This is a genomic window from Nocardioides houyundeii, assembly GCF_002865585.1.
Classification (GTDB): Bacteria; Actinomycetota; Actinomycetes; order Propionibacteriales; family Nocardioidaceae; genus Nocardioides; species Nocardioides houyundeii.
The window spans coordinates 3,207,454-3,227,389 of record NZ_CP025581.1; the positions used below are offsets into that span (position 1 = coordinate 3,207,454).

Genomic DNA, 19,936 nt, shown 5'->3' on the forward strand with positions numbered 1-19,936 from the left:
TCAGCTCCGGGGCTCCCAGCGCAGCGACCGGACCGCCAGCAGCACCGCCACCGCGGTCCAGGCCACCAGCACCCCCAGCGACGGCGCCGCGTGGCTCCAGGTCTCCAGGAACGACAGCTCGCCGGCGGTGCCGTCCAGGCCGTCCTGGGCGTCCTGGGCGAACCAGGCGATCCGGGTCAGGTCCAGCACCGCGGCGCCGGGCAGCAGGTCGAACCAGCGCTGCCAGGACTCCGGGAGCGCGGCCCCCATCAGGCCGGCCAGGGCCAGCAGCAGCACCGGCCCGCTGGTCAGCTGCGCCGACTCGGCCGTCTTGGTCCAGGCCGCGGTCCACACCGCGAACGCGGCGAAGGTGACGATGGAGAGCAGCACCGCCACTAGGAGCAGGATCGGGTTCAGCGGGAGGTCCAGCCCCGAGGCCCAGGCGATGGGGACGGTGAGCACCGCCACCGCCAGGGTGATCGCGGCGCCCGGCAGCGCCATGGACGCCACCAGCTCCAGGTCCCGGATCTCCCCGGTCCGCAGCCGCTTGAGCACCATCTCGTCGCGGCGGCTGACGAACATCGAGAGCACGTTGTAGTAGCCCGGGAAGAGCAGCGCCATGAAGAGCGCGGTGCCGATGGTCGCCGCACCGCTGGTGGGGTCCGGGTCGTCGCCGCCGGAGGCGAACAGCAGGCCCAGCGGCACCAGCGGCATCACGAAGGCGTAGAGCATGGTGGTGCGGTTGCGCACCATCAGCAGCCAGTTGAAGCGAGCCAGGCCCAGCGTCCGGTTGAGGCTGGTGCCCAGGGTGACGTCGCTCATCGGGTTCCTCCAGCAAGGTCGGGGGCGATCGGGTCGTCGGAGTCGGCGGCCAGCTCCAGGAAGACCGACTCCAGGGTGGCCGTCCGCGCCTGCAGCCGCTCCAGCCGTACGTCGTGCTCCCGGGCGCCCACCAGCAGGTCGGTGAGGGCGCGCTGCAGGTCGACGACCCGCAGCACGGTCAGCTCGCCGTCGCGGCCGACCTCGGCGCCGGCAGGTGGCGTCCACCCGCCCGGCGGCGTGACGAAGGAGATCTGGGACGGGTGACCGGACACGATCTCGGCCACGCTGCCGTCCCGCACGATCTCGCCGGCCCGCATGATCGAGACCTGGTCGGCCAGGCTCTCGGCCTCCTCCAGGTAGTGCGTGGTCAGGAGCACGGTGGCGCCTGAGTCCCGCAGCCCGCGCACCAGCGACCAGACGGCCCGGCGGCTCTCGGGGTCCAGCCCCGTGGTCGGCTCGTCGAGCATCACCAGGTCGGGACGGCCGGCCAGCGTGCAGGCCAGGTCGACCCGGCGGTGCTCGCCGCCGGAGAGCGCCCGCATCCGGGTGTCCGCGTGCCGCGTCAGGTCGAGCATCTCCAGCGACTCAGCCACCGGGCGGGCGTCGGTGACGCAGGCCGACCACATGCGCACGGTCTCGGCCACGGTCAGGTCGCCCACGAACCCGCTGCGCTGCAGCAGCACCCCGGTGCGACGGCGTACCGCGTGGCGGTCCGCGACCGGGTCCAGGCCCAGGACGCGGACCTCGCCGCCGTCCGCCTCGGCCATTCCCTCGAGCACGTCCAGGGCCGAGGTCTTCCCCGCGCCGTTGACGCCCAGCAGGGCGTGGATCGTGCCGGGTCGCACGGACAGGTCGATGCCGCGCACCGCCTCGAACGCGTCCTCGCCGCTGCCGTAGGTACGTCGTAGCCCGCGCACCTCGATCGCCAGGTCCCCCGGCTCGGGCGCGGACCGGGGTCGGTCTTGGATGGTCGTCTGCTTCATGACGCCCAGTCTTGTCCGCGCCGACTGTGCCCAGTAGTGCGATCTGTCATCACCTGGCCCGGCACGCCAGGTGCGGGCTACACGCCCTGGTCCTCCAGGCCCGGGTGCGTCCAGGGGCGGCCGGCCCGCAGCTCCTCGAGGGCACGGGGGTGCGCCCGTCCCAGGTGCCGCAGCGCCCGGCGGCGGAAGCGCACGATCTGCAGCACCCCGAAGGCCCAGAACAGGTACTGCACCGACATCGCGATCCGGAAGTCGTCCAGGTCGTAGGCCGAGACCCCGCCGGGCTCCACGACGTCGAGCACCACCCCGATCAGCGCCATGGTCAGCAGCGAGGCCACGAACCCGCCGACGTTGACGATGCCGTTGGCCCGGCCCAGCGCCCCCACCGGGTGGAAGGTGCGGGCCAGGTCGAAGGCCACCATGGAGGCCGGTCCCCCGCTGGCCGTGGCGAACGCCATCACCACCACCAGCCAGGTCGGCGAGGGCCCGTCGGCGGCCAGCACCGCGGTCCAGGCCAGCGCCATCACCGCGACCACGCCGATGACGACCCACGAGCGGTAGTACGGCCAGCGGGCGATGGCCGCGCCGAGCACGAGCCCGCTGACCACCACCCAGCCGGTCATCGCCATCAGCAGGGTCCCGGCGGCCACCTCGGACCAGCCCTGGCCGGCGACCAGGAACGGGAAGCCCCACAGCAGCGCGAAGACGGTGCCGGAGAACTGCGCGGTGAAGTGGGACCACATCCCGAGCCGGGTGCCGGGGTTGCCCCAGACCAGGCGCACCGACTGCGCCAGGGCGCCGAGCTTGACCCGCACCACTCCGGTGCTGGCGTACGGCGAGTCCTTGACCAGGCACGCCACGGCGACCAGCAGCACCACCCCCAAGGTGGAGGCACCGGCGAAGGTGCGGGTCCAGCCGGCGTGGTCCAGCAGCAGGGTCAGCGGAGCCGCCGCGGCGACTGCTCCCAGCTGCCCGCCCCAACCGGTGACCTGGGTGACCATCGGCGCCTGGCGCACCAGGAACCAGACCGCCACCAGCCGGATCACGCTGACGAACACCATCGCGTCCCCGGCGCCCAGGATGCCGCGTGCCAGCACCGCCACCCCGAAGGAGGTGGCGAAGGCGAAGACCAGCTGGCCCAGGGTCATCAGCGCCAGCCCCCACAGCAGCAGGGCGCGGGACCCGAAACGGTCCAGGAGCACCCCCACCGGCACCTGCATGGCGGCGTACACGACGAGCTGGAGGACGGTGAAGAAGGCGAGCTGGGTGGCGGAGATGCCGAACCGCTCCGAGGCCAGCAGCCCGGCCACCCCGAGCGAGCTGCGGTGGAAGACCGCCAGCACGTAGACGGCCATCGCGACCAGCCAGATGGACCACGCGCGGCGACGGCCGATGTCGTGGACCTGCTCGCGTTGCACCCCGGCAGTCTGCCCCACGGGCGCCTCGGGTCGGGCAGGGCGTCCCTGCGGATAATGACGCCCATGACATCGCCCCTGACCCCGCCCGCGACAAACAAGCTCGACGTGGCCGTGGTCGGCGCCGGGATCGTGGGCCTGGCGGTGGCCCGGGAGGTGCTCCGACGCCGGCCCGGCGCCTCGGTGGCGGTGATCGAGCGCGAGAGCGGCGTCGCGGCACACCAGACCGGGCACAACTCCGGCGTGGTGCACGGGGGCATCTACTACGAGCCCGGCTCGCTCAAGGCGCGGCTCTGCGTCGAGGGCGCGGCCCTGATGTATGCCTACGCCGAGGAGCACGGCATCCCGCACGAGCGGTGCGGCAAGCTGATCGTGGCCGTCGAGGACGCCGAGCTGCCGCGGCTGGACGCCCTGGAGCAGCGCGGCCTGGCCAACGCCGTACCGGGCCTGCGCCGGGTGGGGCCTGAGGAGATCGCCGAGATCGAGCCGAACGCCACCGGGCTCTCCGCGCTGCACGCCCCCAACACCGGGATCATCGACTACACGGTGGTGTGCCGGACCATCCAGGCCGAGCTCGAGCAGGCGGGCGTCGCCTTCCACTTCGACACCGAGGTCCTCGGGGTCACCGAGGGCGTGGACTGCACGCTGGAGCTGCGGCACGGCGGCGAGCCCACGAGCCTGCGCGCCACCGAGGTGATCACCTGCGCCGGCCTGTGGTCGGACCGGCTGGCCCGGCGCTCCGGCGCCGACCCGGATCCCCGGATCGTGCCCTTCCGGGGCGCCTACCTACGGCTGCGCGACGCCGGTGAGCCGGTGGTCCGCGGCATGGTCTACCCGGTGCCGGACCCGACGCTGCCCTTCCTCGGCGTCCACGTCACCAAGCACGTCGACGGCCACGTGATGCTGGGGCCGACCGCGATGATGGTGCCCTCGCGCGACGGCTACCTGTTCCGCACCATGCGGCCCCGCGACATCGCCGAGACTCTCGCCTGGCCGGGCTCGTGGAAGGTGGCCCGCAAGTACTGGCGCACGGGCCTGACCGAGATCCGGATGGCCACCAGCAAGGCGGCCTACGTGCGCGCCGCCGCGGCGTACGTCCCGTCCCTGACCACCGCCGACCTGGACGGCAGCTTCTCCGCCGGGGTGCGGGCCCAGGCCGTGGGGCGCGACGGCACCCTGGTCGACGACTTCACCATCTCCTCGGTGGGAGCGGTCTCGCACGTGCGCAACGCCCCCTCCCCGGCGGCCACGTCCTCGTTCGCGCTGGCGCGCGAGCTGGTGGACCGGATCGAGGCGCGGCGCTGACGGGTCGCCGGGGGAAATGCAGCAGACCCCCACACGATCCGTGTGGGGGTCTGGTGCCTGGTACGTAGACCAGTGGCAGGTGAAGGATTCGAACCTTCGAAGGCGTAAGCCGACGGATTTACAGTCCGCTCCCATTGGCCGCTCGGGCAACCTGCCTCGTTCTCATTCGCCCCCGGGCCGTTTGGCCCTGGGACGACAAGGCGAAAGAATAGCCCAAGCAACATGCCGCAGGACAAATCACCCCACCAGCCACGTCAGCAGGAGATCCCCATGGCCGACTCGTCGTTCGACATCGTGAGCAAGCTCGACCGCCAGGAGGTCGACAACGCGCTCGGACAGACGGCGCGCGAGATCTCCACCCGCTTCGACTTCAAGGGCACCGGAGCGACCATCGAGTGGCAGGGCGACCAGGCCATCGAGATCACCGCCTCGGCCGACGACCGCGCCACCGCGGTGCTCGACGTGTTCAAGGACAAGCTGATCAAGCGCCAGCAGTCGCTGAAGATCCTCGACGCCTCCGAGCCCCGCCCCTCGGGCCAGCAGTCGAAGATCTCGATCACCCTCAAGGAGGGCATCACCTCCGAGGACGCCAAGAAGATCTCCAAGCTGATCCGCGACGAGGGCCCCAAGGGCGTCAAGGCCCAGATCCAGGGCGACGAGCTGCGGGTCTCCAGCAAGAAGCGTGACGACCTGCAGGCCGTCCAGGCGCTGGTGAAGTCCCAGGACCTGGAGTTCGCGGTGCAGTTCACCAACTACCGCTGACCCGGCGGGGCGGCGGAAATGGCGGCGGGACCGCCCCAGGCGCGCAGGTGCGCACCTGAGGCGGTCCCGTGGGCCGCGGACCCGCTCAGACGGCGTGCATCGTCCTCATGGTGGTCGCACCCGAGGCCACGGCGAGCCAGACGGTCTTGCCCTCCTCGAGCCCCAGCGAGCGGGCGTTCGTGCGGGTGAGCGTGATCGTCACCTCCTCGCCGTCCTCGGTGAGCACCGTGAGACGCACCTCGAAGCCGATGCGGATCATCCGGGAGATCTCGCCCTGGGCGGCACCGGCCAGCAGCGGCGTGGTGGTGACCTCGATGTCGTGCGGCCGGACCAGCTCGCCGTTGAGGCGGGTCACGTCGCCCAGGAAGGACATCACGAAGTCGTTCGCCGGCTCGTCGTAGAGCTGGTCGGGGCTGCCGATCTGCTCCACCCGACCCTGGTTGATCACCACGATCTCGTCGGCGACCTCGAGGGCCTCCTCCTGGTCGTGGGTCACGAACACGGTCGTCACGTGCACCTCGTCGTGCAGCCGACGCAGCCAGTCGCGCAGCTCCTTGCGCACCTTGGCGTCCAGGGCGCCGAAGGGCTCGTCCAGCAGCAGCACGTTGGGCTCGATGGCCAGCGCGCGGGCCAGTGCCATCCGCTGGCGCTGGCCACCGGAGAGCTGGGCCGGGAGCCGGTTGGCGAACTGGTCGAGGTGGACCAGCTTGAGCATCTCGTCGACGCGGCGGGCCACCTCCTCCTTGGGCTTCTTGCGGATCTCCAGCCCGAAGGCGACGTTCTTGGCCACGCTCATGTGCTTGAACGCCGCGTAGTGCTGGAACACGAAGCCCACGTTGCGCTTCTGCGGCGGCAGCCTGGTGGCTTCCACGCCCTCGATGCTGATGGTGCCCGAGTCGGCGGTCTCCAGCCCGGCGATGATCCGCAGCAGCGTCGACTTGCCGCCACCGCTGGGCCCGAGCAGCGCGGTGAGCTGACCGGTGGGGATCGAGACACTCACGTCCTCGAGGGCCACGAAGTCCCCGAAGCGCTTGTTGACTCCTGTTACTTCGATGCTCACGTGCGGGCCTTCCTCGTCGAGATGCGGTGGGACGGAGACGGCGTCATCGCGCGTGCTCCTTGGGCCGGATGATCGCCACGATCACGATGCAGGCTACGGACACCATGGCCAGCAGGAACGCCATCGCGTAGGCGCCCTGCTGGTCGAAGTTCAGGTACTTCTCCTCGACCACCAGGGTCGCGGTGCGGGTCTGGCCGAGCACGTTGCCCGAGACGACCTTCACGGCACCGAACTCCCCCAGCGAGCGGGCGAGGCTGAGGACGACGCCGTAGACGACGGCCCACTTGATGGCCGGGAGGGTGATCCGCCAGAAGGTCTGGCCCGCGCTGGCGCCCAGGCTGGTGGCAGCCTGCTCCTGCTCGATGCCGATCTCCTCCAGCACCGGCACCACCTCGCGGATCACCAGCGGCAGCGCCACGAAGGCGGTGGCCAGGATGATGCCCGGGGTGGCGAAGATGATCTGGAAGCCCCAGCTCTCCAGCGTGGGGCCGAGCCAGCCGTTGCGGCCGCCGTACACCAGCACCAGGGAAAGGCCGACCACGACCGGGGAGACCGAGAGCGGGAGGTCGACCAGGGCGCTGAGCGCCCGCTTGCCGGGGAACTGGTAGCGCACCAGGAGCAGTGACATGCCGACCCCGAAGACGGTGTTGATGACCACCGCGATCACCGCGCACAGCACGGTGAGCTTGAGGGCGGCGACCACGTCGACGTCCTCCGTCAGGGCGGTGATGGCGCCGAAGCCGCCGTCGAAGGTGTTGGTCGCCACCAGGGCGACCGGCCACGCCACCAGCAGGAACAGGTAGGCGATGACGATGAAGCGGAGCAGGTACTTAACCACGGCGTCCCATCCTTCGCTGGATGACGTCGAGCGCCACGATGACGGCCAGGGAGATGACCAGCAGCACCGTCGCGGTGGCGGCCGCGCCGGCCAGGTTGTTGTTCTCGATGCTGCCCAGGATCCGCACCGAGGTCACCTCGGTCTGGAAGGGCAGGTTGCCCGAGAGCAGCACGAGCGAGCCGTACTCGCTGACGCCGCGGGCGAACGAGAGCGCAGCACCCGCCGCGATCGCCGGGGTCAGGCTGGGCAGGATCACCCGGCGGAACGTCGTGAACTTGCTGGCGCCCAGCGAGGCTGCGGCCTCCTCGACGTCGCGGTCCAGCTCGGCGAGCACCGGCTGCACCATGCGCACCACGAAGGGCAGCGTGACGAAGAGGAAGGCCAGGAAGACGCTGGACTGCTTGTTGGCCACGTCGACGCCCAAGGGGCTGTCCTGGCCGTAGAGCGAGAGCAGCACCAGACCCGCCACGATGGTGGGCAGGGCGAACGGGATGTCGATCAGCACCTCCAGCACGCCCTTGCCGAAGAAGCGGTCCCGGACCAGGACCCAGGCGATCAGGGTGCCGACGAAGACGTTGACGACCGTGACCAGGAGCGCCTGGGTCACGGTGAGCCGGATGGCCGAGGCCGTCTGCTCGTTGGTCACCGCGGCCCAGAAGCCGTCCCACCCGCCGGCGGCCGCCGTACCAACGACGGCGCAGAGCGGGATGAGCACGAGCAGGCTGAACCACAGCATCGCGATGCCCAGGCCGAGGCCCGAGGATCGCGTCAGATTCGACCGCGGGGCCGACCGGCGCTTGCGCGCCGGCCGGCCCTGGGTGACTTGGATAGTCGTCACGAGCTGATCGTCACTCCGTGGCCTTGCCGGAGGCGGCGATGGCCTTGGTGATCAGACCGGTCTCCTCGTCGAAGAACTTGCCCGACACCTCGCCCCAGCCGCCGAAGTCCTCGTCCACGGTGAGCAGGTCCGGCACGGCCGGGAACGGGTCGGACGGGTCCTTGGCACCCTCGACGGTGCCGCCGAAGTCGACGTCGTCGCGGATCGGGCGGAAGCCGGTCAGGGCGAACTGACGCTGCCCCTCGTCGCTGAGGACGAAGTCCAGCCAGTCGGTGGCGATCGGGTCGGCGTCCTTCAGCACGGCGCCCGGGTTCTCGATGAGCAGCGTGGTCTCGGGGATGATGTACTCGAAGCCCTCGTCGTTCTGGGCGGCCAGGATGGCCTCGTTCTCGTAGGCCATCAGCACGTCGCCGGTGCCGCCGAGGAAGGCGGTGGTGGCGTCACGCCCGCTGCCGGGCAGCGAGACGACGTTGCCGAAGAACTCGTCGACGTACGTCTGGGCGTCCTTCTCGGTGCCACCGGCAGCGATGGACTGACCCCACGCGGCGAGCGCGTTCCAGCGGGCCGCGCCCGAGGATGCGGGGTTGGGCGTGACGATCTCGACGCCCGGCTTGACCAGGTCGTCCCAGGTCTGGATGTTCTTGGGGTTGCCGTCTCGGACGCCGAAGACGACGACCGAGTGGGACACGATCCCCTTGTTCTCGCCGGCGTCCCAGTCGTCGGCGACCAGGTCGGCGTCGACGAGACGGGTCACGTCGCTGGGGACGGAGAAGTGGACGTAGTCGGCCTCGAGGCCGGACTCCACCGCACGGCTCTGGTCGCCGGAGGCGCCGTAGGACGTCTGGAACTTCGCGTCCTTGCCGGCGTCGGTCTTGACGAACTCGGCAGCGATGGCCTTGTTGGCCGCCTCGGGAACCGCGAACCCGACGATGTTGATGGTGCTGTCGTCCGCCGCGCTGTCGGCGTCGCCGCCGCATCCGGCCAGCGCCGCCACGCTGGCGATCGCGAGAGCCGCGATGGCGCCCACTCGTGTCCTGCTCGTGCTCTTCATCGTTGCTCCCTGCTTGAAGCCGCCCCTCGACGACTAACCGGCCAATGTTCACAAGATTACATGACTTTAGAGACATAGGTTGAATCTGAGACGGGTACTCCGGCGTGTCGCAGGTCACCCGGCTCGGTTTCCCCTGTTTTGGACGATTCAAGACGAGGTCGGTGTTCGCACACTGCAGGGTTAATGTGGACGACGCCCCGTCACCGAAGCAGTCACCCACCCGCGTCCATGCGAGTAGTGAAGGAAAGACACGCTGTGCCCAAGCAGGTCAAGCAGCTCGATCGCGTCATCATCCGTTTCGCTGGCGACTCCGGGGACGGCATGCAGCTCACCGGAGACCGGTTCACCCAGGAGTCCGCGGCATTCGGCAACGACCTCGCGACCCTGCCCAACTTCCCCGCCGAGATCCGCGCACCCCAGGGGACCCTCCCCGGCGTGTCGTCGTTCCAGGTGCACTTCGCCGACCACGACATCCTGACCCCGGGCGACGCCCCCGACGTGCTCGTCGCGATGAACCCCGCGGCCCTGCGTGCCAACCTGGGCGACCTCCCCAAGGGCGCGACCATCATCGTCGACACCCACGACTTCACCGCCCGCAACCTGACCAAGGCCGGCTACGCGACGTCTCCGCTGGAGGACGAGTCGCTGGCCGAGTACGCCGTGCACTCCCTCGACCTCACCGGCATGACGGTCGCGGCGGTCAAGGAGTTCGGGCTCTCCCGCAAGGACGCGGCCCGGGCCAAGAACATGTTCGCCCTGGGCCTGCTGTCGTGGATGTACGGACGGCCCACCGAGTCCACGGTCGAGTTCCTGTCCCGGCGGTTCGCCAAGGTGCCCGACATCCGCGACGCCAACATCACCGCGTTCAAGTCCGGCTACTACTTCGGCGAGACCACCGAGTCGTTCGTGGTCTCCTACGAGATCAAGCCCGCGCCGATGGCGCCCGGCACCTACCGCAACATCACCGGCAACCTGGCGCTGGCCTACGGGCTGGTGGCCGGCGGCGTGCAGTCCGGGCTCCCGGTGTTCCTGGGCTCCTACCCCATCACCCCGGCCTCCGACATCCTGCACGAGCTCAGCAAGCACAAGGCGTTCGGCGTGACCACGCTGCAGGCCGAGGACGAGATCGCCGGCGTCGGTGCCGCCATCGGCGCCTCCTTCGTCGGTCACCTCGGTGTGACCACCACCTCCGGCCCCGGCATCGCCTTGAAGTCCGAGGCCATCGGCCTCGCCGTGATGACCGAGCTGCCCCTGGTCGTCGTCGACGTCCAGCGCGGCGGCCCCTCCACCGGGCTGCCCACCAAGACCGAGCAGGCCGACCTGCTCCAGGCCATGTTCGGGCGCAACGGCGAGTCGCCGGTGCCGGTGGTCGCACCCCAGTCGCCCGGCGACTGCTTCGACGCCGCGGTCGAGGCGATCCGGATCGCGGTCACCTACCGGACCCCGGTGATGCTGCTCTCCGACGGCATGCTCGCCAACGGCTCCGAGCCGTGGCGCGTCCCGGAGGTCTCCGAGCTGCCGGTCATCGACCCCGACTTCGCCACCGAGCCCAACCACACCACGCAGGACAAGAACGGTCAGGACACGACCGAGTTCTGGCCCTACGTCCGTGACGAGGCCACGCTGGCGCGGCCCTGGGCGATCCCGGGCACCCCGGGCCTGGAGCACCGCATCGGTGGCCTGGAGAAGGGCGACGGGCACGGCAACATCTCCTACGACCCCGCCAACCACGACTACATGGTCCGCACCCGTGCCGCCAAGGTCGCGCGGATCGCGGACTCCCTGCCGCCGCTGGAGGTCGATGACCCCTCCGGCCAGGCCAAGGTCCTGGTGCTGGGCTGGGGCTCGACCTACGGCCCCATCGGCGCCGCCGTACGCCGGGTGCGCAAGGCCGGCTACCACGTCGCCCAGACCCACCTGCGCCACCTCAACCCGATGCCCAACGACCTGGGCGAGATCCTGGCCCGCTACGACCGGGTCCTGGTCCCGGAGATGAACCTGGGCCAGCTCTCCATGCTGCTGCGCTCGAAGTACCTGGTCGACACGGTCGGGTACAACCAGGTCAACGGCATGCCCATCAAGGCCGCCGAGCTGGCCGACGCCATCGGACAGCTGGTCTCAGCCGCCGAGGGCGTGCCCGTGAACCTCTCCCCCGACCTCACCGCCCCCGCGGAAGGAGCCACCCGATGACCGCCACCCAGGGCGACAGCTCACCCCTCACCACCACGGACCTGCCCTTCCCCGGACTGGCCGGAGTGCCCGCCCTCGACGCCGACGTCAAGCAGACCGGCAAGGACTTCACCTCCGACCAGGAGGTCCGCTGGTGCCCCGGCTGCGGCGACTACGCCGTCCTCAAGGCCGTCCAGTCCTTCCTGCCCGACCTCGGCCTGCGCCGCGAGAACATCGTCTTCGTCTCCGGCATCGGCTGCTCCTCGAGGTTCCCCTACTACCTCGACACCTACGGCATGCACTCCATCCACGGACGTGCCCCCTCCATCGCCACCGGCATCGCCACCGCCCGCGAAGACCTCTCCGTCTGGGTCGTCACCGGCGACGGCGACGCCCTCTCCATCGGCGGCAACCACCTCATCCACGCCCTGCGCCGCAACGTCAACATGACCATCCTGCTGTTCAACAACCGCATCTACGGCCTCACCAAGGGCCAGTACTCCCCCACCTCCGAAGCCGGCAAGGTCACCAAGTCCACCCCCATGGGCTCAGTCGACCACCCCTTCAACCCCGTCTCCCTGGCCCTGGGCGCCGAAGCCACCTTCGTAGCCCGCACCATCGATTCGGACCGCAAGCACCTCACCTCCGTGCTCGCCGCCGCCGCCGCGCACCGCGGCACCTCCCTGGTCGAGATCTACCAGAACTGCCCCATCTTCAACGACGGCGCCTTCGACGCCATCAAGAACCCCGACACCAAGCAGGACGCCATCATCCCGCTCGTCCACGGCGAGCAGATCCGCTTCGGCACCCACGACGAGAACGGCCTCGGCACCAAGGTGCTGATCCGCGACGAGCTCACCGGAGGCGTCCGGGCAGCGCTGGCCAGCGACGTACCGGACGAGGCGGTGCTGGTCCACGACGCCCACAGCCCCGACCCCACGATGGCGTTCGCCATCTCCCGGCTCACCGACTCCGGCTACCTCAACCAGTCGCCCATCGGCATCTTCCGCTCCGTCGAGCGCCCGACCTACGACGACCAGGCACGCGCCCAGCTCACCACCGCGCGGGGCACCGACTCCGACCAGCCCGCGCCGGCGGACCGGCTCGCCGCGCTGATCGGCGGCGGCGACACCTGGACCGTGGTCTGACCCGGGGCTACTTGAAGAACGTGGCGATCTTGCGGCTGTAGGAGCGGGCGTAGCCACCCTGGGCGTTGACCCGGGTGCGCCAGAGCCACTTGCCCTTGTTGGGGGTGAAGATCTTGGTGCGGAACTTGCCCGCATCGTTGGTCTTCAGCTTCTTGACGGTCTTCCACTTGCACTTGCCACAGCTCTTCTTCTGCAGCAGCACCTTGCCCTTGGGCAGGGCCTCGACGGTGCCCTTGTAGCGGAACGAGCGGTAGTCCAGCTTCTTCTCGGCGTTGACCTCGACGATCCGCTTGGGGTTGTCGGTGTCCCGGGCGTGGGCCGTGGCCGGGCCCAGCAGCGAGGTGCCGAGCAGGGCGGCGACGATCAGGGCGGTCAAGGCGCGGAAGGCCCGCATGGTTCCCCCAGGAGATGAGTGCGTGGTGGCGGCGGACCACAGCGACGGTCGCGCCCGAGCGATCGACAGTGTAGGCGACGTACCGGCCCCGCTCGGGCGAACCTAGGCTGACCCGCGTGACTGACACCCGCCGCGGCCTGATGTACGGGATCGCCGCCTACCTGATCTGGGGCGCCTTCCCCCTGTACTGGCCTCTCCTGGAGCCCGCGGGCGCCCTGGAGATCCTCGCCCATCGCATCCTGTGGTCCGCGGTCGTGATGGCCGTGGTGGTGCTGGCGCTGGGCCGACGAAGCCAGGTCCGGGCGCTGGTGGCCGACCGGCGCCGCCTGGCCCTGCTGACGCTGGCGGCGTTCGTGATCACGTTCAACTGGGGCGGCTACATCTGGGCGGTCAACCACGGCCGGGTGGTGGAGGCCTCCCTGGGCTACTTCATCAACCCCCTGGTGACGGTGCTGATGGGGGTGCTCATCCTGGGCGAGCGGCTGCGGCGCACCCAGTGGCTGGCGATGGCGGTGGCCAGCGCGGCCGTGGTGGTGCTGACCCTCGACTACGGCCGGCTGCCGTGGATCGCGCTGCTCCTGGCCTTCAGCTTCGGCACCTACGGCCTGGCCAAGAAGACCGCGAACGCCGGGGCGCTGGAGTCCCTGGCCGTGGAGACGGCGATCCTGGCCCCCCTGGCGGTCGGCTACGTCGGCTGGCTGGTGCTGACCGGCGCCTCGCAGTTCGGGGGCCAGGGGCCCTGGCACGCGCTGCTCTTCACCAGCACCGGGGTGGTGACCGCGATCCCCCTGGTGCTCTTCGGGGCCGCAGCCACCCGGGTCCCGATGGTGGGGCTGGGTCTCCTGCAGTACCTGGCCCCGATCCTGCAGTTCGCCCTCGGCGTGCTGTGGTTCCACGAGGAGATGCCCCCGGGCAGGTGGCTCGGCTTCAGCCTGGTCTGGGTGGCGCTGGTGGTCTTCACCGTCGACCTGGTCGCCCACCGCCGGCGGCAGCTCGCGCTGGTCGCCGAGGCCGGGCTCGCCTGAGTCGGCCCCGGGCCCGGCTCAGGCCGAGCGGACCGCCACCACGTCGGCGAACGCCTCGAGGGCGGCGCGCACGGGGCCCTGGGGCAGCACGCCCAGCATGGCCTTGGCGTCGGCCGCCTGCCCCTTGACGTAGTCGCGGGCCTGCTCCATCGCCGGGTGCTTGCGCAGCAGCCCGAGGGTCTCCGCGTGCAGGGCGTCGTCGCTCAGGTCGCTGGACAGCAGCTCGATGAGACGGGCGTCGGCGGGGTCGGTGGAGGCCTGCGCCATCAGCACCGGCAGGGTCGGCACGCCCTCGCGCAGGTCCGTGCCGGGCGTCTTGCCCGACTCCGCGGAGTCGGAGGCCACGTCCAGGATGTCGTCGGAGAGCTGGAACGCCGACCCCACGAGCTCGCCGTACGCGGTGAGGGCGGAGACGACCTCGTCCGAGGCGCCGCCGAACATGGCGCCGTACCGGGCGGAGGTGGCGATCAGGGAACCGGTCTTGCCCGCCACGACCTGCAGGTAGTGCTCGAGCGGGTCCTCCCCCGGAGCCGGCTTGACCGTCTCCAGCATCTGTCCCTCGACCAGCTGGGTGAAGGTCTGGGCCTGGATGCGGACCGCGTCGGCGCCGAGGTCGGCGGTCAGCAGCGACGACTTGGAGAACAGGAAGTCCCCGGTCAGGATCGCCACGTGGTTGTCCCACCGGGCGTTGGCCGAGTCCGCACCGCGGCGCAGGGCGGCCTCGTCCATCACGTCGTCGTGGTAGAGCGAGGCCAGGTGGGTCAGCTCCACCACGCAGGCCGCCGTGACCACCTTGTCGTCGGCGGCGTCAGGGCCGGTCTCGGCCGCCAGCAGCACCAGCAGCGGACGGAACCGCTTGCCGCCGGCCGTCATCAGGTGCCCGGCTGCCTCGGTGATGAAGTCCGCGCTGCCCCGCACGTGGTGCGCGAGGGCGTTCTCGACGTCGTCGAGCCGTTGCCTCAGTCGCTCGGCCAGGGCCTGGTCGACGACTGGGAGAGCCAGTCCGGAGGTTGCATCAGTGGTCACCTGATGAATTCTCCCGCACTCCCCACGAGGTCGAGCAGGGGCCCCGGCACGACGCCCAGCACGAGCGTCGCGGCCGCGCCGACGGCGATCGCAGCCGCGGTCAGCACCGACGGCGTGGTGACCGACGGACCCTCGGCGAGCGGGGTGCGGAAGTACATCAGCACGATCACCCGCACGTAGAGGTACGCCGCCACCGCGCTGGTCAGCACCGCCGCGATCACCACCGGCCAGGCGCCGGCGGCCAGGGCCACGGAGAAGACCGCCCACTTGCCGATGAAGCCCGAGGTCAGCGGGATGCCCGCCATCGCCAGCAGGAAGAAGGCGAAGACGGCCGCCACGAACGGCGCCTCCTTGGCCAGGCCGGTCCACCGGACCAGCTGCGTCGTCTCGCCACCGGAGTCGCGGACCAGGCTGACCACGGCGAACGCACCGAGGGTCATCAGGCCGTAGGTCGCCAGGTAGAACAGGACGGCCTGCAGCGAGGTGATCTCGCCGGTGGCGAGGTCGCCGGTGCTCTGCACCCCGAGCACCCCGGTGAGGATGAATCCGGTGTGCGCCACCGAGGAGTAGGCCAGCAGCCGCTTGACGTCGCTCTGGGTGAGCGCCATCAGGGTGCCCACCACCATGGTGAGGATGGCGATGACCCACAGCATCGGCTGCCAGGACCACCGGTCGGCACCCAGCGCCACGTAGAACAGGCGCAGGATCGCACCGAAGGCCGAGACCTTGGTGGCGGCGGCCATGAAGGCGGTCAGCGGGGTGGGCGAGCCCTGGTAGACGTCGGGCGTCCATGCCTGGAACGGGGCGGCACCGACCTTGAAGAGCAGCCCGACCGCGAGCAGGCCGATCCCGATGAGCAGCAGCGCCTGGTTGCCCGTGTCGTTGGTGACGGCCTCGTTGATCCGGCCGAACTGCATCGAGCCGGCGTACCCGTAGAGCAGCGCGGCGCCGTAGAGGAAGAACGCCGAGGAGAAGGCACCGAGGAGGAAGTACTTCAGGGCCGCCTCCTGGCTCAGCAGCCGGCGGCGGCGCGCCAGCCCGGTGAGCAGGTAGAGCGGGAGCGAGAGGATCTCCAGCGCCACGAACATGGTGAGCAGGTCGTTGGCGGCCGGGAACAGCATCATGCCGAACACCGCGAAGCCGAGCAGCGGGTAGATCTCGGTGTGCTCCAGGCCCTTGGTGGAGGCCTGGCGCTCGGCGTCGGTGCCGGGCATCGCCGCGGCCTGACCGGCGAACGCGGAGACCCCGCCGTCCAGCCGGCGCTCGGCGAAGAGCATGGCGCCCAGCACGGCCAGCACCAGGATCAGGCCCCACAGGAACAGGGTGGGCCCGTCGATGGCGATGGTGTCCATCGCCGCCAGCACGCCGTACGCCGCGCCGTCACCGTGGGCGAGCCCCTCCTCGGCGGCGTCGTCGGCGCCGTACTGGATGGCGTTGAGCACCACCAGCACCAGGGCGACGACCAGCCCGGTGAGGGTCAGGGCGGTCTGCACCAGGAAGCGGCGCCCCCTGGGCAGGAAGGCCTCCACCACCACGCCGAGGCACGCCATCAGGAAGACGATCAGCAGCGGAGCGAGCTGGAAGTACTCCAGGTCGGGCTTGACGAACACGTTCTCGGTCACTGGTCGGCTCCCTCGTGGTTACCAGCGTCGTGGGTGTCCGCGACGGCCGGAGGGTCATCGGTCACCCCGACGTGCGTCAGGGTCTCCTCGACGTTGGGGTTGATCACGTCGAGCACCGGCATCGGGGCGAACCCCAGCACCACCAGGGCCAGCAGCAGAGGTGCGAGCACGCCGACCTCGCGGACGTTGAGGTCGGTGAAGTGCGCGACCTCGGGGCGGACCGGCCCGGTCATGGTGCGCTGGTAGGTCCACAGGATGTAGATGGCGGCGAGCACGATCGCGGTTACCGCGATCGCACCGGCCCACCAGGCGTAGCCGAAGGCCGCGATGATGACGAGCATCTCGGAGACGAACGGCGCCAGCCCCGGCAGGCCGAGGGCGGCCAGGCCGGCGATCAGGAAGGTGCCGGCCAGGACCGGGGCCACCTTCTCCACACCGCCCATCTGGCTGATCAGCGAGGAGCCTCGGCGGCGGATCAGGAACCCGGCGACCAGGAACAGCGCAGCCGTGGCGATGCCGTGGTTGACCATGTAGAGGATCGCGCCCGCGCCGCCGGTGCTGGAGAAGACGAAGATGCCCAGCACGATGAAGCCGAAGTGGGACAGCGACGTCAGACCGATCATCCGCAGGATGTCGTCCTGTCCGATCGCCACCAGGGCGCCGTAGACGATGGAGACCAGCGCCAGCACCACGACCACCGGGGTCGCCCACTGCGACGCCTCGGGCAGCAGCCCCAGGCAGAAGCGCAGCATCCCGAAGGTGCCGATCTTGTCCAGCACGCAGACCAGCAGCACCGAGGTGCCGGTGGTGGCCTTCTCCGTGGTGTCGGCCAGCCAGGTGTGCACCGGGAACATCGGCGCCTTGATCGCGAAGGCGATGAAGAAGCCGGCGAAGAGCCAGCGCTGCGTCGTCGGGTCGATGTCCAGGGCGGCCAGGTCGCCGATCAGGTACGACGGCGAGCCCGCGTCGGCGGAGACGACGTACAGGCCGATCACCGAGGCGAGCATGATCAGCCCGCCCGCGAGCTGGTAGATCAGGAACTTGGTCGCGGCCCGGCTCCGGCCCTCACGACCGAAGCCGCCGATCAGGAAGTACGCCGGGATCAGCGTCGCCTCGAAGACCACGTAGAACAGGAAGACGTCGGTCGCGGTGAAGACCGCGAGCGAGAGGCCCTCCAGCGCCAGCGTCCAGGCGAAGAAGGCGCGGGTCGAGCCTTCGTCGGAGTCGGTCCAGGAGGCGACCATCACGATCGGGACCAGCACCGCGGTGAGCAGCACCATCAGCACGCCGAGACCGTCGACGCCCAGGGCGTAGTGGGCGCCGAAGGCGGCGATCCACTCGTGCTCCTCGGTGAACTGGAAGCCACCGTCGGCGGTGAAGCCGATGGCGACGCCGACGGCGACCGCCAGGGTCAGCACCGAGAACCCGATGCCGACCTGCTTTGCCAGGGGCTGACCGGGCCCGCTGGGCAGGAACGCGGTGACGCACGCCCCGACCAGTGAAATCAGGATCAGGATCGTCAACCAGGGAAGTTCGCTCATGCGAGGTTCACCGCCAGCAGGGCCAGGACGACGAGCAGCACGCCGCCGACAACGGAAAGAGCGTAGGAGCGGACGAACCCGTTCTGGATCCTGCGCAACGCCAGGGAGATGCCGCCGGTGGCGGCCGCGCCACCCTCGACGAGCCCGTCGACGCCGAGGCGGTCCGCGGTCGTGAGACCGCTGACGAGCCGCGAGCCGGGAGCCACCACGAGGGTGTCGTTGATGGTGTCCCCGTAGAGGTCGGCGCGAGCCGCACGGGTGGCGAGGGAGACGTCCTGGGGCGCCACGCGGGGGATCGTGCGCTGGCCCACCAGGAACCAGGCCGCAGCGACGCCGAGGGCGACCACCGCGACCACGATCAGCGTGATCACCAGGGCCGGCAGGGGCGGCTCGTGGTGGGCGGCGGTCCCGATCACCGGAGCCAGCCAGTCCACGATCCAGTCCCCGAGCAGCATCACGCCGCCGAGCACCGAGAGCGCGGCCAGCACGACCAGCGGCACGGTCATCACCTTGGGCGACTCGTGCGGGTGCACCCCGTCGGCCCAGCGCTTCTCGCCCATGAAGGTCATCAGCATCAGCCGCGTCATGTAGAACCCGGTGATGCCGGCGCCCAGCAGGGCGCACAGCCCGACCAGCAGGTTGTCGGCCAGCGCGGTCTCGATGATCTTGTCCTTGGACCAGAACCCGGAGAAGCCCGGGAAGCCGATGATCGCCAGGTAGCCCATCGCGAACGTCAGGAAGGTGACCGGCATCATCGTGCGCAGCCCGCCGTAGTGACGCATGTTCACGTCGTCGTCCATCCCGTGCATCACCGACCCGGCGCCGAGGAACATGTTGGCCTTGAAGAAGCCGTGCGTGAGCAGGTGGAAGATCGCGAACGCGTAGCCGGCGGTGCCGAGCCCGGCGGCCAGCATCATGTAGCCGATCTGGCTCATCGTGGAGCCGGCGAGCGCCTTCTTGATGTCGTCCTTGGCGCAGCCGAGCACCGCACCCCACAGCAGCGTCACCGTGGCCACGATCACCGTCACCGTCTGGGCGGCCGGGGCCAGCTCGAAGATGAAGTTGGAGCGGACCACCAGGTAGACGCCCGCGGTGACCATCGTTGCGGCGTGGATCAGCGCGGAGACCGGGGTCGGACCCTCCATCGCGTCCAGCAGCCAGGCCTGGAGCGGGACCTGGGCGGACTTGCCGCAGGCACCCAGCAGCAGCAGCAGGCCGATCGCGTTCAAGGTGCCCTGGCCGGCCTCGGAGGAGGCGGCGCTGACCACGGAGTAGTCGGTGCTGCCGAAGGTCGCGAACATCAGGGCGATGGCGAGCGAGAGCCCGATGTCACCGACCCGGTTGATCACGAAGGCCTTCTTGGCCGCGGCGGCCGCCGACGGCTTGTGCTGCCAGAAGCCGATCAGCAGGTACGACGCCAGGCCGACGCCCTCCCAGCCGAGGAAGAGGCCCAGGAAGTTGGCGCTGAGGATCAGCATCAGCATCGCGGCGACGAAGAGGTTGAGGTACCCGAAGAACCGGCGGCGCCGGACGTCGTGCTCCATGTAGCCGATCGAGTAGACGTGGATCAGCGTGCCCACGCCCGTGATCAGCAGCAGGAAGAGCGCCGAGAGCGGGTCGTAGAGCAGGTCCATGCCCACGTCGAGGCCGCCGGCGGAGAACCAGGTGTAGAGCTCCTGGCCGACCTGGCGCTCGCTCTCCTCACGACCGAGCAGGCTGAGGAAGAGCACCAGGCTGAGCACGAAGGAGCCCGCCACGGTCGCGGTGCCGAGGTAGTGGCCCCACCGGTCGATGGCGCCCTTGGTGAGGGCTCCACCCAGCAGCAGCACCAGGGCGCCGGCCAGGGGAAGGGCGATGACCAGCCAGAGCAGCGAGAAGACGCCGTCGGCGGCACCGGGGTCGACCACCGGGATGGAGGTGGCCCCGGACAGGGGAATAAGAGCTAGTGGCATGTGTCA

At 70.2% G+C, this 19,936-nt stretch carries 17 protein-coding genes and 1 tRNA gene; 5 read left to right on the forward strand and 13 right to left on the reverse strand.

The genetic code is table 11. The annotated features are described in order from the left end of the window. The 3 genes from C0R66_RS15425 to C0R66_RS15435 form a co-directional block, all read right to left on the reverse strand. Positions 1 to 801: an ABC transporter permease gene (locus tag C0R66_RS15425; protein ID WP_101525454.1), complete on the reverse strand. Its 801-nt coding sequence runs from the start codon at positions 799 to 801 to the stop codon at positions 1 to 3. Further along, positions 798 to 1,784 (reverse strand): ABC transporter ATP-binding protein, encoded by a 987-nt coding sequence (locus C0R66_RS15430; RefSeq protein WP_101525455.1) that lies wholly within the window; start codon positions 1,782 to 1,784, stop codon positions 798 to 800. Before C0R66_RS15430 ends, C0R66_RS15425 begins: the two co-directional genes overlap by 4 nt. A 77-nt stretch (positions 1,785 to 1,861) precedes the next feature. Continuing rightward, on the reverse strand, positions 1,862 to 3,202 hold the full coding sequence (locus tag C0R66_RS15435) for an MFS transporter (protein WP_240311585.1): 1,341 nt from the start codon (positions 3,200 to 3,202) through the stop codon (positions 1,862 to 1,864). A 63-nt stretch (positions 3,203 to 3,265) separates the two neighbouring features. Here C0R66_RS15435 and lhgO point away from each other — a divergent pair, with 63 nt between their 5' ends. Further along, positions 3,266 to 4,504 (forward strand): L-2-hydroxyglutarate oxidase, encoded by a 1,239-nt coding sequence (lhgO, locus tag C0R66_RS15440; RefSeq protein WP_101525456.1) that lies wholly within the window; start codon positions 3,266 to 3,268, stop codon positions 4,502 to 4,504. A gap of 73 nt (positions 4,505 to 4,577) precedes the next feature. Here the strand turns inward: lhgO and C0R66_RS15445 are convergent. After that, positions 4,578 to 4,660: transfer RNA gene (locus tag C0R66_RS15445), tRNA-Tyr, on the reverse strand. A gap of 114 nt (positions 4,661 to 4,774) precedes the next feature. Here C0R66_RS15445 and C0R66_RS15450 point away from each other — a divergent pair. After that, positions 4,775 to 5,266, forward strand: a complete 492-nt coding sequence (locus C0R66_RS15450) for a YajQ family cyclic di-GMP-binding protein (RefSeq protein ID WP_101525457.1) — start codon at positions 4,775 to 4,777, stop codon at positions 5,264 to 5,266. 85 nt (positions 5,267 to 5,351) lie between these two features. Here the strand turns inward: C0R66_RS15450 and C0R66_RS15455 are convergent, their stop codons facing one another. The 4 genes from C0R66_RS15455 to C0R66_RS15470 are packed head-to-tail and all read right to left on the reverse strand — an operon-like array spanning position 5,352 to position 9,053. Beyond that, a complete protein-coding gene (locus tag C0R66_RS15455) occupies positions 5,352 to 6,326 on the reverse strand; it encodes a sulfate/molybdate ABC transporter ATP-binding protein (protein WP_101525458.1) in 975 nt (324 codons plus the stop codon). A 43-nt stretch (positions 6,327 to 6,369) separates the two neighbouring features. Next, on the reverse strand, positions 6,370 to 7,164 hold the full coding sequence (locus C0R66_RS15460; RefSeq protein ID WP_101525459.1) for a sulfate ABC transporter permease: 795 nt from the start codon (positions 7,162 to 7,164) through the stop codon (positions 6,370 to 6,372). Continuing rightward, positions 7,157 to 8,002, reverse strand: a complete 846-nt coding sequence (cysT, locus tag C0R66_RS15465; protein ID WP_101525460.1) for a sulfate ABC transporter permease subunit CysT — start codon at positions 8,000 to 8,002, stop codon at positions 7,157 to 7,159. Before cysT ends, C0R66_RS15460 begins: the two co-directional genes overlap by 8 nt. A gap of 10 nt (positions 8,003 to 8,012) precedes the next feature. After that, positions 8,013 to 9,053 (reverse strand): sulfate ABC transporter substrate-binding protein, encoded by a 1,041-nt coding sequence (locus C0R66_RS15470; RefSeq protein ID WP_101525461.1) that lies wholly within the window; start codon positions 9,051 to 9,053, stop codon positions 8,013 to 8,015. Between the two features lie 255 nt (positions 9,054 to 9,308). On the opposite strand from C0R66_RS15470, the gene C0R66_RS15475 reads away from it, so the two are divergent. Further along, positions 9,309 to 11,243 (forward strand): 2-oxoacid:acceptor oxidoreductase subunit alpha, encoded by a 1,935-nt coding sequence (locus C0R66_RS15475; protein ID WP_241901475.1) that lies wholly within the window; start codon positions 9,309 to 9,311, stop codon positions 11,241 to 11,243. Further along, on the forward strand, positions 11,240 to 12,370 hold the full coding sequence (locus tag C0R66_RS15480; RefSeq protein ID WP_101525463.1) for a 2-oxoacid:ferredoxin oxidoreductase subunit beta: 1,131 nt from the start codon (positions 11,240 to 11,242) through the stop codon (positions 12,368 to 12,370). Before C0R66_RS15475 ends, C0R66_RS15480 begins: the two co-directional genes overlap by 4 nt. Before the next feature lie 7 nt (positions 12,371 to 12,377). On the opposite strand, the gene C0R66_RS15485 is transcribed toward C0R66_RS15480, so the two are convergent. Continuing rightward, positions 12,378 to 12,764, reverse strand: coding sequence for a hypothetical protein (locus C0R66_RS15485; RefSeq protein WP_101525464.1), 387 nt, complete (start codon positions 12,762 to 12,764; stop codon positions 12,378 to 12,380). Between the two features lie 116 nt (positions 12,765 to 12,880). On the opposite strand from C0R66_RS15485, the gene rarD reads away from it, so the two are divergent. Continuing rightward, positions 12,881 to 13,789: an EamA family transporter RarD gene (rarD, locus tag C0R66_RS15490; protein ID WP_199286706.1), complete on the forward strand. Its 909-nt coding sequence runs from the start codon at positions 12,881 to 12,883 to the stop codon at positions 13,787 to 13,789. An 18-nt stretch (positions 13,790 to 13,807) separates the two neighbouring features. Here rarD and C0R66_RS15495 read toward each other — a convergent pair whose 3' ends face one another. The 4 genes from C0R66_RS15495 to nuoL are packed head-to-tail and all read right to left on the reverse strand — an operon-like array spanning position 13,808 to position 19,930. Then, the gene (locus C0R66_RS15495) at positions 13,808 to 14,815 is read right to left on the reverse strand and encodes a polyprenyl synthetase family protein (RefSeq protein ID WP_199286707.1); all 1,008 of its coding nucleotides are present in this window, start codon (positions 14,813 to 14,815) and stop codon (positions 13,808 to 13,810) included. Then, on the reverse strand, positions 14,812 to 16,437 hold the full coding sequence (gene nuoN, locus C0R66_RS15500; RefSeq protein WP_101525466.1) for an NADH-quinone oxidoreductase subunit NuoN: 1,626 nt from the start codon (positions 16,435 to 16,437) through the stop codon (positions 14,812 to 14,814). The genes C0R66_RS15495 and nuoN overlap by 4 nt, the downstream gene beginning before the upstream one ends. Then, positions 16,434 to 17,978, reverse strand: a complete 1,545-nt coding sequence (locus C0R66_RS15505) for an NADH-quinone oxidoreductase subunit M (RefSeq protein ID WP_101525467.1) — start codon at positions 17,976 to 17,978, stop codon at positions 16,434 to 16,436. Before C0R66_RS15505 ends, nuoN begins: the two co-directional genes overlap by 4 nt. Continuing rightward, on the reverse strand, positions 17,975 to 19,930 hold the full coding sequence (nuoL, locus tag C0R66_RS15510; protein ID WP_101525468.1) for an NADH-quinone oxidoreductase subunit L: 1,956 nt from the start codon (positions 19,928 to 19,930) through the stop codon (positions 17,975 to 17,977). The genes C0R66_RS15505 and nuoL overlap by 4 nt, the downstream gene beginning before the upstream one ends. Between the last annotated feature and the right edge of the window lie 6 nt (positions 19,931 to 19,936).

Excerpts from the sequence above, each read along its gene's own strand:
- C0R66_RS15425 (WP_101525454.1), bottom strand. The coding sequence starts at position 801 with ATGAGCGACGTCACCCTGGGCACCAGCCTCAACCGGACGCTGGGCCTG.
- nuoL (WP_101525468.1), bottom strand. The coding sequence starts at position 19,930 with ATGCCACTAGCTCTTATTCCCCTGTCCGGGGCCACCTCCATCCCGGTG.
- C0R66_RS15485 (WP_101525464.1), bottom strand. The coding sequence starts at position 12,764 with ATGCGGGCCTTCCGCGCCTTGACCGCCCTGATCGTCGCCGCCCTGCTC.
- C0R66_RS15505 (WP_101525467.1), bottom strand. The coding sequence starts at position 17,978 with ATGAGCGAACTTCCCTGGTTGACGATCCTGATCCTGATTTCACTGGTC.
- C0R66_RS15470 (WP_101525461.1), bottom strand. The coding sequence starts at position 9,053 with ATGAAGAGCACGAGCAGGACACGAGTGGGCGCCATCGCGGCTCTCGCG.
- lhgO (WP_101525456.1), top strand. The coding sequence starts at position 3,266 with ATGACATCGCCCCTGACCCCGCCCGCGACAAACAAGCTCGACGTGGCC.
- C0R66_RS15480 (WP_101525463.1), top strand. The coding sequence starts at position 11,240 with ATGACCGCCACCCAGGGCGACAGCTCACCCCTCACCACCACGGACCTG.
- C0R66_RS15430 (WP_101525455.1), bottom strand. The coding sequence starts at position 1,784 with ATGAAGCAGACGACCATCCAAGACCGACCCCGGTCCGCGCCCGAGCCG.
- C0R66_RS15450 (WP_101525457.1), top strand. The coding sequence starts at position 4,775 with ATGGCCGACTCGTCGTTCGACATCGTGAGCAAGCTCGACCGCCAGGAG.